The organism is Sphaerisporangium album, from assembly GCF_003323745.1.
Taxonomy (GTDB): domain Bacteria; phylum Actinomycetota; class Actinomycetes; order Streptosporangiales; family Streptosporangiaceae; genus Sphaerisporangium; species Sphaerisporangium album.
Map to the genome: position 1 here is coordinate 100,219 of NZ_QOIL01000012.1, position 13,918 is coordinate 114,136.

Sequence of the window (13,918 nt, forward strand, 5' to 3'; positions counted from 1 at the left end):
GGTCACCGGCCGGCCCCGCGACGCGCGTCGTCCTGCCGGTCGCCCTGGTGCCGGCGCAACGCCTCGTGCGTGATGAGGACCCGCCCGTGCGCTCGACCGCTTCGCAGGCGAGCGAGTGCTTCATTGGCGCACTCGAGGGGGTACTCCCGGTCCAGCGACGGAGTGACGACACCCTCGGCGAGCAGCCGCAGTGCGTCGTGCTGATCGCTTCGATCACCGTTGCGCGAGCCGACGATCTCCAGCTCACGCTGGGCGAGGGTCGTCGAGCTGATACCGGGAAAGTCTGGTTCCTCGCCGACCACGACGATCCGACCCCGACGGCGCACGTACTGCGCGGCGTCGGCCATCGTCGTCGACGATCCCACCAGGTCGATCACCAGATCCACGCCGTCGCCGGCGCTGGTGTCGTCGGCTAGGGACTCGGCCCAGGCACGAAGAGCCGGCACGCGGTCCGTCGCGGACGCCGGCGCGGTATGGCCGGCCCCGTTGCGGATCGCGAGGGCCAGGTTGTCCTCGCTCACGTCGACCGCCGCGGTGGACACGCCGTCGCCGGCCAAGAGCTGGACAAGGATCTGGCCGATACCGCCTGCGCCGATCACGACCGCGGTCCTCACCGGTGCCACTGTGCCGCGGCGGTAGGCGTGCACGGCCGTGACGACCGCGCAGCTGGACAGCCCGGCGATCCTGGGATCGAGCCCCGCGGGAACTTTCAGGAGGTTCCGAGCAGGTGCGCTGAAGTACTCCGCGAAGCCTCCCGGCAGCGTCACGCCAAGGATTCCTCGCAAGTGCAGTGCCTGTGCGTCGGCGCCGGCCCGGGTGAAGCGGCAGTCCCTGTCCGCGACGAACAGATGTGGCACGACCACCTCGCCGACCTCGACCTCTGACACCGCCAGGCCACGTTCGACCACGATGCCCGCGGGTTCGTGGCCCATGATGTGCGGCAGTTCGGGCACATAGGCCAAGCCGTCTTGGATGTGCAGGTCTGTTCGGCATACGCCGCTGGACAGCGTCCGGACCAGAACCTCATCAGGTCCGATCCGAGGCATGGGTACCTCGCGGATCTCCAGCGGCTGACCGATCCCGGTCAGGAGCGCGGCGCGCATGGTGGCACTCACCGCCACTGCTCCGCCCACCCCTCGAAGAAACGGGTCGCCGCTTCGGCGGTCGACTCGTAGTACCCGTAGCACCCCTCGGTGGTCACGAGTGTCGGCAGGCGCAGCCCGGCGATACGGCGACCGAGGACGCCGAAGTCCTCCAACTCCAGGCGGAGCAGGCCGAACCCCTGTTCCCGGTGGGCGTCGTAGCCCAGGGCGAGGACGAGGTACCTGGGTTCGAAGCGACCGATCGCGTCCAACGCGGTCTCAAGCGCGGGTGCGTAGGCGGCGAACCCCGCGCCGGTGGGCAGCGGGAGGTTGAGATTGGCATGGGGCGCGTTGGGGCCTCCGGTCTCCTCCGGGAACCCGGCGACGTGGGGCCAGCCCTCGGCATGGATCGAGATCGTCAGGACCGACGGGTCGTCGTAGAACACGGCCTGGGTGCCGTTGCCGTGGTCCTGGTCGATGTCGAGCACGGCGACCCGGCCGCTGCGGGAAAGCTCGCGTGCCGCGATGGCGGCGTTCGCGAACAGGCAGAGACCACCGCCCACGGAGGGCAGGGCGTGGTGACCCGGGGGACGGCTTGGCACGAGCACCAACGCCGGCGACGGCTGGTCGGCGTGCTCCGCGGTTCGCCCGGTGACGGTGTCAGCGAGCCAGCGAGCCCCTTGCCGGGAGGCCGCCGCGCTGCGCAGCGCTCCCTCGCACACCGCGGGTGTGGCGCGCGTGACCTCGTCGAAGAAGTACTGCGTGTGCCGGCCCTCGAAGGTACGCGGCTCGGAGACCCTCAGCTCGGGGAGCGCGACAACGTTCAGGGGGAACTTCGTGGCCCCCTCCGGTCGCCGGCTGCCCCCCCTGACGAAGTCGACGTAGTCGCGGCTGTGCACGCTCAGTGCCGCCGCACCGTCGTCCTGCTCCGGTACGAGCCGCCTCGCGGTCGGGAACGATCGCCGGAAGGCCGCCAACGTGGCCGTGACCGAGGTCGGATACACGACGTCAGGGAACTCCTGATGTTCGACATAGGGTGCGGTCATCTCGGCGATCATCGTGGTCGGGTCGTTCTTCGGTGTGGTGTTCACGAGTCCCCCAGTCGGCTCAGCGCCACCCGTACGGTGCGCACGAGCCAAGCCGTTACGAATCGGAGGAGTACCGCGGCTGCTCCTGCTCCAAGCAGGACGACGGCGACCACGGCTGTCCTCGGGCTCACTTCGAGTTTGATGTCCTGGAACATTCGCAGTGGCAACGTCACCGCCGTCGGCCCGGACATGAAGGTGGCGACGACGACGTCGTCGAACGCGGCGAGGAAGGAGAACACGAAGCCGCTGACCAGTGCCGGGCGTAGCGCGGGTAGCAGGACGTGCCGGAGCACTGAAAGCGACCCCGCGCCCAGGCTGCGCGCGGCGTTCTCCAGTCGCACGTCGAGGTTGCGCAGCGCCGCCGCCGTGATGGATACCGAGAAGGGCAGGCCCAGGACCACGTAGGGCAGGATCAGGCCCAGACGCGTGCCGACGAGGTTGTGCGGCGCCACGAGCACGAAGAATCCGAGGCTGTAGATCATCGGAGGGACGATCAACGGCATCGCGACCAGGATCGCGATCGGCAGCCGCGGCCGCCGCGGGCCTCGTACGAGACCGAAGGCCCCGAAGCCGCCGATGACGACGCTGACCACGGCGGCGGTGGAGGCGAGGCCCAGGCTGAGGAACGTGGAGTCGATCCACGCCTCATCGGTGAAATAGTCGGCGAACCACCGGGTGGAGTACTCCTCGGGCGGGAACGTCAGGTACGTCGCGTCGCTGAGGGACCAGATGGCCACTACGACCAGTGGCGTGACGAGCAGCACCGCGCCCAGGATCCAACTGCCCAGCAGGATGGGCAGGCGTAGCCGCCCGACGATGTCGAGACCGGTGTCCAGGATCCGCGCACGCAGGGTGCGCAGTTCCTCGTGCCGTTCGGTAGGGCCCGCGGTGCCGCGAGGAGGACGCCGACCAGGCCGTGCGGTGGTGGTCGCCGGCGTCGGCTCGGTGCCCCCGACGGAGAGTGAGGGCGCGAGGTGGCGGAAGAGGATGGCGAACAGCACCAGCACGATCAGCAGGAGCAGTGCGGCCTGCGCCGCGGCCCCGGCGGGATCGACGAGGTTCGAGAACTGCACGAGGATGGACTGTGCGATGAGCGTGTCACCGGGCCCCCCGAGCAACGCGGGCGTCACGTAGAAGCCGAGAGTGCTGATGAAGACGAGGGCGGCGGCCGCCATGACCGCTGATGACGTGGCAGGTCGGTACACATGCCAGTGCGCGACGGCGGGCGAGGCCCCCAGGCTCTGCGCGGCGCGCACCGGAGCGCGGTCGATGCCGCTCATCACGCTGTAGATCGGCAGCAGCGCCAGCGGCAGCAGGATCTGTACGGTCCCGATCAGCATGCCGGTCTGGTTGAACACCAGGTCGGGGGGAGTCTCGACACCGAGCAGTGCGAGCGCCTGGGCGACGAGCCCGTTCGGTGCAAGGATCGCGATCCACGCGTAGGAGCGGATCAGGATGCTCGTGAAGTACGGCACCAGAACCACGACCAGCAGCACGCCACGCACACGCTTGGGCATACGCGTGAGCGCGTATGCCATGCCGTACCCGAGCGCGACACAGATCCCGGTCGAGAGCGCGGCGACGACCAGGGTGCGGCGTATCGCGCGCCAGAAGACCGGCGAGCTCACCTGCTCGCGGTAGTTCTCCAGTGTGAATCCCTGCGCGCTGCGGAAGCTGTCGACCAGCAGCGAGCACAGCGGGACCACGAACAGCAGGATCAGGACCGCGAGGAGCGGCACGAGGGTGAGCCACCGGTGGTCTGGCCGGCGCCGTGGGCGGGTGGCCAGACCATCGGTGAACCGCTCTGGGGAGCTGTCGACCGACATGGATCTCCTAGATCGAGGTCGTCTTGATCGCAGACAGGTCGTGGGCTACTTCGAAGCCCACGCTTGCCAGCGCTCGATGGCGACTTCCTCGTTGGTCTTGTCCGTCCCCGCGGCGTTGGCGGTCCACCAGTCGTAGTTCTGGGTCACGGCGGACGCGACGTTCTCCGGCGAGGTCGGCAGCAAGGCCGCACGGTCGCCAGAGAGCAGGTCGAACGCCGCCGAGTTCGCCGGCGAGTAGGTGATCGCGTTCGCGAAGTCCGCCTGGGGCCGGGGCTCCATCATGAAGGCCAGGAGCTTCTGCGCGTTCTCAGCGTTCTTGGCGCCCTTGAGGATCGCCCAGTTGTCGTACTGGAGGATCGACTGGTTCCACGTGCCGGCCACCGGCGCGCCCTTGTCGTGGGCACCGGCGACGCGGCCGTTCCATGCGCTGGTGACCGTCACCTGACCACCGGTGAGCAGTTGGATGGGCTCGGCGCCGGTCTCCCAGAACTTCACCAGATTCGGCTTGAGCCGGTCCAGGCTCGCGAACACCCGGTCGTAGTCGATCGGGTAGAGGTCTTTCGGTGCCACGCCATCGGCCATTGCCGCGATCTCGAACGTCGCACCGCCGGCTCCCCATGAGCCCGGTGCGAGGGTTCGCTTCCCGGGGAACTTGCCGACGTTCCAGAAGTCCGCCCACGAGTTCAGCGCCTTGTCGCCGAGCTTGTCGGTGCTCCAGGCCGGAACGACGGAGATGTAGTAGGCCGGGACCGCGTCATCGGCGGCCTTCACCGGGGCGATCTTTTCGCGGTCACCGTCCTTCCAGAGCGTGTAGTCGATCGGCTGGAGCGCTGAGCTGCTGCGGAACCGTTGGAGCACCGCGCCGTTGATGTTCACCAGATCGAAGGCCGGGGCGCCGGCCTTGACGCCCGTGAGCACGACGGCGGCATCGAACTCACCCGAGCTGAGCACGACATCGATTCCCGTCTTCTTCTCGAACGGGTCGAAGAAGGCCTTCTTCATCGCCTTGCCCAGGTCACCGCCAGGATCGGGGACGACGACCGTACCGGCGGAAGAGGTCCCTTTCGAGTCGTCGCCGCTCCCGCAGGCGACAGTGGTGAGCAACGTGCTCACCGCCACCACCGTCCCCAGCACGGTCTTCCGAGAAAACTTCATCAGCCGAACCTTTCTGTCATGCGGATCTCTGACGCGGATTGGATTCCTGGTCGGCGACCTGGGCTGAGGTGCCGCCGCGACGTCACGACGATGGGGACGAACCCCGGCCCGCGACGTGGTAGCCGCGTGCCGCCCGGGCGTCCCAATGAACGGCGACCTGGTCACCGACGGCCCATCGGGTCTCTCGGAGGTTCTTGAGCGAGAGGCGCGCGTTCAGGTTCCCGATCGCCGTCTCGACGACATGCAAGGCAGTCGCGCCCTCGTACAGCACTTCACTCACCGTGCCGAGCACGGCCGTCCCGTCGGCGCATTCCACGGGGAGCAGCGAGACCTGCTCCGGGCGCACCCCGACATCGACATTGCGGTCGGGCTTGAGCGACGCCGCGTTCTCCACTTCTCGGCGGTGACCCAGCCGGTCGCCGTCGAGAACGACGCGGACCCGGCCGTCGGCGTCGAGAACGGCGCGGCCACGAAAGAAGTTGGTCTCCCCGACGAAGTCGGCCACGAAGGCACTCGCCGGCCTCTCGTACAAGTCGATAGGAGTACCGAGTTGCTCGACGGCGCCGTCGTTCATCACCGCGACGCGGTCGGCCATCGTGAGCGCCTCGCCCTGGTCGTGGGTCACGTAGATGACGGTCGCGCCGAGATTTCGCTGGAGGCGCTTGATCTCGATTCGCATGTGCTCGCGCAGGCGTTTGTCGAGCGCGCCAAGCGGCTCGTCCATGAGGAGCAGCGCCGGCCGGAACACGATGGCGCGGGCAAGCGCGACCCGCTGCTGCTGGCCACCGGACAGCTGGTCGGGGAACCGGGTCGCGTACCCCTCCAGCTTGACCAGCTCAAGGGCGTGCTGAATGTGGCTGCGCTGTTCCCGCGACGACATCCGTCGCATACGCAGCGGGAATCCCACGTTCTGGGCAACGGTCATGTGCTTGAACAGCGCGTAGTGCTGGAACACGACGCCGATCCCACGCTTGTGCGGCGCCAACCGCGCGACGTCCCGGCCGTTGATCCGGATCGCACCACTCGTGGGCGTCTCGAAGCCGGTCAGCATGTTGAGCAGCGTCGTCTTTCCCGCGCCGGAGGGACCCAGGATCGCCAAGAACTCACCGCGACGGATGCTCAGCGATACACCACATACCGCCTCGACGGTTCCGTACCTCTTCGACAGGCCGTCCAACTCAACCTCACCGCCCGTCGCGACCTGGTCGACGACCTGGACGCCCTCCGATACCTCGGACATCCTCTACTCCTCGGTAAAGTTGCAATCAATGCAACGCGTATGGCTGCCGAACATAGGGAGCACTGGAAGGCGTGTCAAGGGGGTCACCTGCGACGAAGCACAACGCACCTGGCCACTAAGGCCGGTTCGCCCAGAGATCCGAACGCGCCCTAGCCCCGAGCGAGGCATGATATGTTGCCCGGAGCGCAACACCTCTCAGCGCGTGGCACGTCCACGCCATGTTGAGAAGATTCCGAGAACACGGTCAGTCCAGGATCTTGGTAAGGAGAGAATCATCTCTATGCCAGACAAGCGATCAGAGGACAACAGCGACCTCGGGAGCATGTCGCACATCAGGCGCGGCCTCATGGTTCTCGAGCAACTGGCCACCAGGTCCGCTACGGCGGCCGAGGTGGGTCGGCTGGTCAACGTGAACCGCAGCAGCGCCCTGCGAATCCTCGGCGACCTCGTGGACGCCGGCTATGTCGCCCGCGACGACGCCACCAAGGAGTTCACCCTCCGCCCGGAGCGGTTCTACGGGCTGATCGTCAACCACCCCGCCCACGAGCAGCTGATCGAGAAGGTCGGGCCTCTGCTCAAGCGGTTGACCGGCGAGACCGGCGAGGCGTCGCTTTTCGCCGCCCCCGCCAACGACAACATGGTCTACGTCCAGTACCAACCCTCACCGGAGGTGCTCACACTTCGCGAGCGGGTCGGCACTGTGCGGCCCATCCACTGCTCCGCAGTCGGCAGGGCCTACCTGTCGACGCTTGACGGCAACGCCCTCGACGAGGTCCTCGGCACCCTGAACTACTCAGGTGGTACCGAGCATGCCCCCAAGGGGCCGCTGGAACTGCGCCAACGGGTCGAGAAAGCCCGCAGTGTCGGCTTCGCGCTCGATATCGACGAGACCCTCGTCGGCGCTTCCTGTGTCGCGGCACCCCTGAATCACAATGGCAGGTGCATCGGTTCGATCGCCCTGTCCGGACCGACCTCCCGCATGCCACAGAACCGTCTCGTCGAAATCGGAGCCTTCCTCCTCCACGAACTCACGCACACGTTGTGATCCGCATCCGAACTGCCCGTAAGCGCCTGAGGTGGATGCGGCTCTTTCTGAGGGACCGGTCGACCTGGAATGTCGAGGTCCGGCCGCAGTCGGGATCGTCCTTTGACGACCTCTCAACGCCCTGGTCGCCCCTGGTGAACTGACTTGCTTCGCCCGGTTGGTGGAGGGACGGATCCGCGGACTTCCGGCAACCGGTGAAACCGGGTCGAGGGTGCCGTGAAACCGGCGCCATCGAGAGTGAAGACATGAGCATCACTGAACTCGGACGTACCGGGGGCGGCCCGGCCCCCGACGGGGGCGCCGATCTGGCCGTACGTGCGGAAGGGCTTGTGAAGACGTTCGGCGAACACCGTGCCGTCGACGGGATCGACCTGAACGTACGCCCCGGTGAGATCTTCGGCGTCCTCGGCCCGAACGGCGCCGGCAAGCCGACTGTCAATCTATGACCCCTAAACGAGCGGGCTTCCCCTTCGCATGGGTGCCCCCTGCCTGGCCGTCCCGTATGCCGTCATCCCGCCTCGTAGAGGGAGCGGGCCGGGGGCTAGGGCACAAGATGCAGCGCCCCGCTGGACGAACGATCTTGTGCCCTAGCCCCCGGTCTGCTTGGCTCTGCCCGGGTGACGGCGTGCGGGACGGCCAGGCTTCCACAGCAACCCGCTACGGCCTTTCGGCAACGCGCCTTGCCGCTCCCGGAGCCGGATTCCCCCGCCGGAGGCGTCAGACACCGTGTAGCTCCTTGACCATATGGACACTTGGCATATCCATGATTATCTCGCGCTCGGTCACTGTGTAGCCGTGCTTGGCGTAGAGGTCTACCGCAGGATGCTGGTCTTCTCCCGTGAGGAGCCGGATACGTTGATAGCTCAGATCCGCAGCCTTCTCTTCGAGGAGAAGCAGTATGGCCTTGCCGTATCCCCGGCCCTGGAACTCGGGATACACGCGCATCCGTAGCAGCTCGCATATCTCGGTTGTCACGCGGCGAATGCCGCCCATGGCGATGACCTGCCCTGCCACCTCTCCCACTAACAATGCTCCCCCAGCCGCCCGACTGTATGTCCTTTCGATGTCGTCGAAGTCTTCACCGTCGTAGTAATCATCAGAGGGGTCGATGCCTGCCGCTCGCAATCCGTAGGCGTTGAGCTGGAGAATCTGCTCCATGTCATGCGGTCGGTACTCACGAATATTCAAAGCAACTTGGTACATCAATCTGTTTCTCCGCCTGGTGGAAGCGCAAGGGATTGCTGGAGGGATTTAACTTCAGGGGCCTGTCGATATCGAGGGGGAATTGCGGCCCGTATCTCAAGGGCGCGCGTAATGATGATCGGCGATCGACGTTCTGAAGGGAGTTCCGAGATCAGATCCGCCGTGTATCGCGCCGCCTCACCGGGACGACCCTCGCGGGCAAGGCAGAGAGCATGGTCAATGCGGATGAGACTCGGGTCGATGAATTCGCTCGGGTTATAGAGCTGGAGAGCGAGCGATTGGGCCTCATAAGCCGCTGAATAATCACCTGTATTTGTAAGAGTGTTACTACGATAAAAATGCAATTGAGCGGCCGTGTATCCGTAGGAGTGCTGCTCGGTGATCTGGCTGTGGAGCTGATCGAATGCCGCCTCGGCTGATGAGATAGCCGCGTATGCCGCTGCCCTGTCTCCGATCTGGGCTAGTGCGCGTGCTTGGACTGCGGGCGCCCAAAGGGCTGCGACGCATGGCGTTTTCGCTACCAGACCTATTGCTTGTTGGGCGAGGCGGATACTTCCATGCGGATCACCCCAATAGAGAGCACTTACCGCATGGCGAACGAGAACCCACGCCTGCAACGCTCGATCTTCGCTCTCCTGCGCGGCCTGGGTAGCGGTATAAAACCAGGCTCTCGCCTGCCGATGTTTGCCCAGATTGATAAGCGTTGTGGAGAGTAGCCCGGCCATTCTTGCGGCGGAGTGGAATAGGCCACGGCGTTGTCTCGTTAATAGTGGGCGTTCGAGGAGTCCGTGAAGCTCTGCTAGGTCTCCGCCAATGTTGAATAGAAATGCTACGGGGGGAGTGGTGCGGTATGTATATCCATAGCTGTCTGCCACGCTCCGCCAATGGTCGTCGGTTCCATCAGTGATGCTTGTATTAGCGAGAGTGCGATTTAACTCCTGGTGAAGGATTGAAACTGCGTCTACTATCTTTTGGGGGTCGGGCGAGAAACTGGTACTCGGTTCTGTGAATAGGTTTGTGATGCCGCCTATTTTGCGTCCAGCCGAGGAGTCCTTTACATCGGATTTCGGTGAGGGAATTATGTTGGGGGAGATGAAGCCGAGCGTATCGAGTGGCTGGTTGAGATAGCGTTCGATTACGGCGCGATTATCTTTGTGTGGCCAAGGGGTTTGGGCGGTTTCCCAGCGTCGGTATTGTCGGGTGCTGATTGAGATGCGGCGGCGAAGTTCGCCGTCTTGGTACATGCGTTCTGCTACTAGGCTGAGTTCGAGCGCCATGCCCTCTTGTGAGAGGTTGCGGGCAATGCGGGCCTCCCGTAATGGGTAGGTTTTCGCACCGCCTGATATAAGGATGTTGCGGGCGCCCGACTTGGTCGTTGATTCGCTTTGTTTTGTGGCGACGTCTCGTGATGTCATAGACGATGACTGTGGACGGTCGTCATCGTCACAGCTATCTGCCTGCTCGATTTGGGCTTGTGCGACCCGGTCATAGAGTGCGAATTCGTCGTCGGCGAGCAGGGCGCGCACACTGGTCTGGTAGATGCGCGCCATTATTTGCAAGTTGTAAGGAGTTGGCCGGCGTCCCCCCGTTGGCCAGACTTCAAATTGGTAGATTCGACCCTTGGCCATTGTCGGCTCGCCGGGATCAATTTCGTTCCAGCGGTTGGCCACTTCCTCATGTGTGAGGTTGTGTGCCCAGCGATAGGCGCGGCGGGGGGTGCTGTCAGGGTAATCGGCCATCCAAACCTGGGCAATTTGATCCCAGGTGAAACCGCGCTGTCGGAGCTGACTTGTGCGTTCTGCGCGCTGCCGCCGGGTTGGTCCTGGGTTCTGGCTCATGGGTGGCCCTGCCCGTGGGGTCGAGTGATGTGGTGACGGAGGTTGCCGTCTCTGACTGTACGTGTTCCCGAAGTGGGGGGGACTGGTGACTTTCGGGGGACCCGCGCCCTGTTGGTCCTGCTCAGGCGCCCTAGTCGCATGGTAACCAATGCGGTGGCCGTTTTTGGGCTCGATCCCCGTAATGCTTTGACTGCCGGTGGTGCGATGGGCGGGAGGAGGGGCGGGGTCGCACTACACGTGACCGGGTGCGTGACCGGCAGATCCAGTAATGACGGGACCCGCAGGCGCTGACGACGCCGTACGGGTCCCTGAACCGCACATCGGAGGTGCGATCTATGGGTGATCCTAGGACATTGGAGGTACGCCGCAAGTCGGTCATTGCGGGACGACTGTTAGGAGTCGTACAACTGCTCGCAAATCCGGAGAGCGTTGCTTTGGCGCGCGGCTTCGTGCGGCGGAAGCTCGGAGCTGATCACCCGGTGGCCGATGAGGCGACGCTGTTAGTGTCGGAGCTGTTCACGAATTCGGTCCTATATTCGGATTCCCGGCACGGTGGAAGCGTCATGGTCGCGCTCGCTGATTGCTGGGAGTTCATTCACATAGATGTTGTGGACGCGGGAGGAAGCTCCTTCCCGCATATCAAGCGGGAAACTACCACCGAGCTGGAAAGCGTGGCCGAGGGTGGGCGCGGACTCTCGCTCGTTGACCAACTGTCCACCAGATGGGGCATTGTCAACGATGCCGAAGGGCGGACGGTATGGTTCGAACTGATGTATCGGCGGGCCGATGTGGTCAACGAGAGTAATGCGATTCAGGCGACGGCTAGACGAGCTGCTTGCACGGTCGCGGAGAGCCTGGCACTAGAAGAGGCGTCGCATCCTCTCAAGCCTGACGGTCAGATGCGCTGGCTGGGGCGGTTCTAATTTTGTGGGGACGAATAGGCGGAAGCGTCAAGCTCTGCGCCTTGCCGGATTCTCGGAGGTTCGAGTCCTCCCGTCCCCGCGCAGTCCTCGGACTGCATGCTATCGCGGTCCATTGTTTGTACTGCGCCAAAGGGCCGCGAAGGTATCGGGGATCTCGGGGAATGTGATGTCGAGTGCGTGTGGCCTCTACTGGGGCGCCGGGAAATGGAGCCGCCTATCAGTGCGTAGTGGATGACATGGTCAATGATGTGTTCACCTGTGGTGGTCCCCGGCCGCCTGACCTTGCCGGGGACTATCCATTTAACGTACTCGGAAGGGTGATGAGGAAAAGTGGGCATCACAGGAGAGATCAAGTACATGTGTGCGAACAACAGTCATCACAACTGTGCGGGGAAGGAGTGTACGTGCCCGTGTCACACGTCCCAGAACGGCAGTAGTCCTGAGGCGGACGGGGAGGTCCGGGTTCTTGAGCCGCTGTTGATGGTCTGCGCTTGATCGTGACGCCGGGCTTCTCATGCGGGAAGCCCGGCGCGTCCTGCCCATGAGCTGGGCGGCGGCGCGGTGACCACTCCGACCCGTGCCGTCGCCCACCCCTGGAACTGGCATGCAGGGGACATGGCGTGAGTCGATTTTCGTTTGCGACAAATACCATCACTGGTGTCCATTTTCGGGCTCCGGCTTGTTGTTTGAAGGTCTACCCGGCTCGGCTTAACGGAGCTACGATGGCCGAGCAAGCTCCAACGAAAAATGATCGACTAAAGGGAAGGAGAGGCAGTCAATGGGTCAGCATGAGGGCGACAAGCCTTCGGACAAGCCGGTGGAGAAGCCGAAGCCGACGCCTGCGAGTCAGAACGGATCGAGCCCTAAGCCTCCGGGTCAGCATGGAGGAAAAGGGGACAAGGGCGGCAAGTGAACATTGGTGAGCGTATTGCCGCCCTCACCGGTCAGTTAGCGGATCTAGATGGCAGGTGGCGGGAGGCGATGCATGCCGTTCCCCGTCACCTGTTCATCCCGGACAGGGCATGGTGCCATCCCGAAGACGGATCTATGGGATATCTGATCGATCGAACGGCGGACCCAGAGGTGTGGCTGTCTGCTGTGTATTCCGATGCCGCGATTATCACGCAGATCGATGAGGGAACGGTCGATGTGGCGGCGGGGCAAGGTGAGTACACCTCCTCGTCGTCGGCTCCGGGTATCGTCGCGGCAGGCCTAAGCCTTCTCAACCCCTACGAGGGGGATGAGGTTCTGGAGATCGGCACGGGGACGGGATGGACGGCGGGACTGCTGGCGCATTGTCTCGGCGACGACAATGTGACGAGTATCGAAATCGATCAGGCCGTATTCGGTAGAGCCGTCGAGAATTTGAAGGCTTCCGGGCATGTGCCAAGACTGATTCTTGGCGACGGCGCGAAAGGATGCTCTGAGAGAGCGCCGTATGACCGGGTGCACGTCACTTGCGGAGTGAGCGAGGTGCCCTATGCCTGGGTGGAGCAGACCCGGGCCGGTGGGCTTCTCGTTGTTCCGTGGATGCCGTATTGGGAGGGCGGGCACTTGGCCCGGTTGACCGTGGTCGGGGACGGCACCGCTGTGGGGAGGTTTCATCGGGGCGTTGTCTTCATGCCGATGCGTTCACAGCGGTGGAGGGACGTCTCGTTAGAAGGGTCGTTCCGCGATTCGGCTACCGCTCTTGATCCGCGTCGTGTGGTGTGGTCTTCAACGGGGGCTGATGTCGCTGTGGCGGGACTGCTGCCGGATGTGCAAGGCGCGCACGCCGGGGAGGAAGGCGGCGGGTTCCGGTTGTGGCTGTCGTCTGGCGACTCAGAGGCGCAGGTGCACTATGCGCCCGGCTTCAGGCGGGTTTCAGTCTTCCAGCGGGGGCCTCGTGACCTGTGGGATGAGGTGGAGGCGGCTTACTTGCGGTGGGTTTCGTGGGGTGAGCCGGAGCGTGACCGGTTCGGGATGACCATCACGCCAGAAGGGCAACGCGTCTGGCTTGACTCCCCGGATAACCCGATCGGGTAGGTGGGCGCCCTTCTTGCGCTGTGCGATCGGGTGCCACTTGTGGATGGCCCTCACCGGGAGCGTTCCGGTTGAGGGCCTTCTGCATGCTTGCGTGTAGGTCGGCGTGGGCCGTGGAAGACAGGTCTGGGTACCTGCGGTTCTTTCGGCAAAGACGAACTTGGGCGGGGAGAGTTCCGGCAGTGTACGGACTCATGCGCCCCCCTCAGTGCCTAGGAGAGCGGTGGGGCCGGCGAAATGGCCGTAGGCCACCCGTAGGGCGACCGTGAGGGAGTTTGGCCGGCGCCACTGCGGCGGATGGTCGATCTTGGACTGTTCCGCGGCTTGATGCTGAATGATCTTGGTTGGTTCTGGGGTGTGCTGGTGTGTGCCGGGGCCGTCGCCTGAGGACGGCGCGCCCCCGGGACCGGCCTCCAGGCCGCATGCCCGGGGAGCGCTGGCCGCCCGCAGGGCGGCGGCCCCGGGCGGCGCGTCAGCGCCGCCCCTTGAACCAGTA

At 64.6% G+C, this 13,918-nt stretch carries 11 protein-coding genes and 1 tRNA gene; 5 read left to right on the forward strand and 7 right to left on the reverse strand.

What is annotated here, in order from left to right; translation table 11 throughout:
- Positions 1-2 precede the first annotated feature (2 nt).
- The 5 genes from DQ384_RS21615 to DQ384_RS21635 form a co-directional block, all read right to left on the reverse strand.
- Positions 3-1,115: an alcohol dehydrogenase catalytic domain-containing protein gene (locus tag DQ384_RS21615; protein ID WP_147268857.1), complete on the reverse strand. Its 1,113-nt coding sequence runs from the start codon at positions 1,113-1,115 to the stop codon at positions 3-5.
- Positions 1,112-2,173 carry an arginase family protein gene (locus DQ384_RS21620; protein WP_114030686.1) on the reverse strand — a complete coding sequence of 354 codons (1,062 nt, stop codon included), beginning with the start codon at positions 2,171-2,173 and terminating at the stop codon, positions 1,112-1,114. The genes DQ384_RS21615 and DQ384_RS21620 overlap by 4 nt, the downstream gene beginning before the upstream one ends.
- Entirely contained in the window at positions 2,170-3,996 is a 1,827-nt protein-coding gene (locus tag DQ384_RS21625) for an ABC transporter permease subunit (protein WP_114030687.1), read from the reverse strand. Before DQ384_RS21625 ends, DQ384_RS21620 begins: the two co-directional genes overlap by 4 nt.
- Before the next feature lie 45 nt (positions 3,997-4,041).
- A complete protein-coding gene (locus tag DQ384_RS21630) occupies positions 4,042-5,151 on the reverse strand; it encodes an ABC transporter substrate-binding protein (RefSeq protein WP_114030688.1) in 1,110 nt (369 codons plus the stop codon).
- Between the two features lie 82 nt (positions 5,152-5,233).
- Complete coding sequence (locus tag DQ384_RS21635) at positions 5,234-6,391, reverse strand: ABC transporter ATP-binding protein (protein ID WP_114030689.1); 1,158 nt, start codon at positions 6,389-6,391, stop codon at positions 5,234-5,236.
- A 280-nt stretch (positions 6,392-6,671) separates the two neighbouring features.
- Between DQ384_RS21635 and DQ384_RS21640 the strand changes: the two genes are divergently transcribed.
- Together DQ384_RS21640 and DQ384_RS21645 are read left to right on the forward strand one after the other, a co-directional pair.
- Complete coding sequence (locus tag DQ384_RS21640; RefSeq protein ID WP_181871328.1) at positions 6,672-7,436, forward strand: IclR family transcriptional regulator; 765 nt, start codon at positions 6,672-6,674, stop codon at positions 7,434-7,436.
- A 245-nt stretch (positions 7,437-7,681) separates the two neighbouring features.
- On the forward strand, positions 7,682-7,882 hold the full coding sequence (locus tag DQ384_RS21645; protein WP_425451481.1) for a hypothetical protein: 201 nt from the start codon (positions 7,682-7,684) through the stop codon (positions 7,880-7,882).
- 271 nt (positions 7,883-8,153) lie between these two features.
- On the opposite strand, the gene DQ384_RS21650 is transcribed toward DQ384_RS21645, so the two are convergent.
- Both DQ384_RS21650 and DQ384_RS40500 read right to left on the reverse strand, forming a co-directional pair.
- Entirely contained in the window at positions 8,154-8,594 is a 441-nt protein-coding gene (locus tag DQ384_RS21650) for a GNAT family N-acetyltransferase (protein ID WP_181871329.1), read from the reverse strand.
- 44 nt (positions 8,595-8,638) lie between these two features.
- On the reverse strand, positions 8,639-10,309 hold the full coding sequence (locus DQ384_RS40500) for a tetratricopeptide repeat protein (RefSeq protein ID WP_147268858.1): 1,671 nt from the start codon (positions 10,307-10,309) through the stop codon (positions 8,639-8,641).
- A 503-nt stretch (positions 10,310-10,812) separates the two neighbouring features.
- Between DQ384_RS40500 and DQ384_RS21655 the strand changes: the two genes are divergently transcribed.
- The 3 genes from DQ384_RS21655 (at position 10,813) to DQ384_RS21660 (ending at position 13,425) form a co-directional block, all read left to right on the forward strand.
- Positions 10,813-11,400, forward strand: a complete 588-nt coding sequence (locus DQ384_RS21655; protein ID WP_114030692.1) for an ATP-binding protein — start codon at positions 10,813-10,815, stop codon at positions 11,398-11,400.
- Positions 11,401-11,406: 6 nt separating this feature from the next.
- Positions 11,407-11,479 (forward strand) — tRNA-OTHER (locus DQ384_RS41385).
- Positions 11,480-12,309: 830 nt separating this feature from the next.
- Positions 12,310-13,425 (forward strand): methyltransferase domain-containing protein, encoded by a 1,116-nt coding sequence (locus tag DQ384_RS21660; protein ID WP_245966671.1) that lies wholly within the window; start codon positions 12,310-12,312, stop codon positions 13,423-13,425.
- Positions 13,426-13,918: the final 493 nt, after the last annotated feature.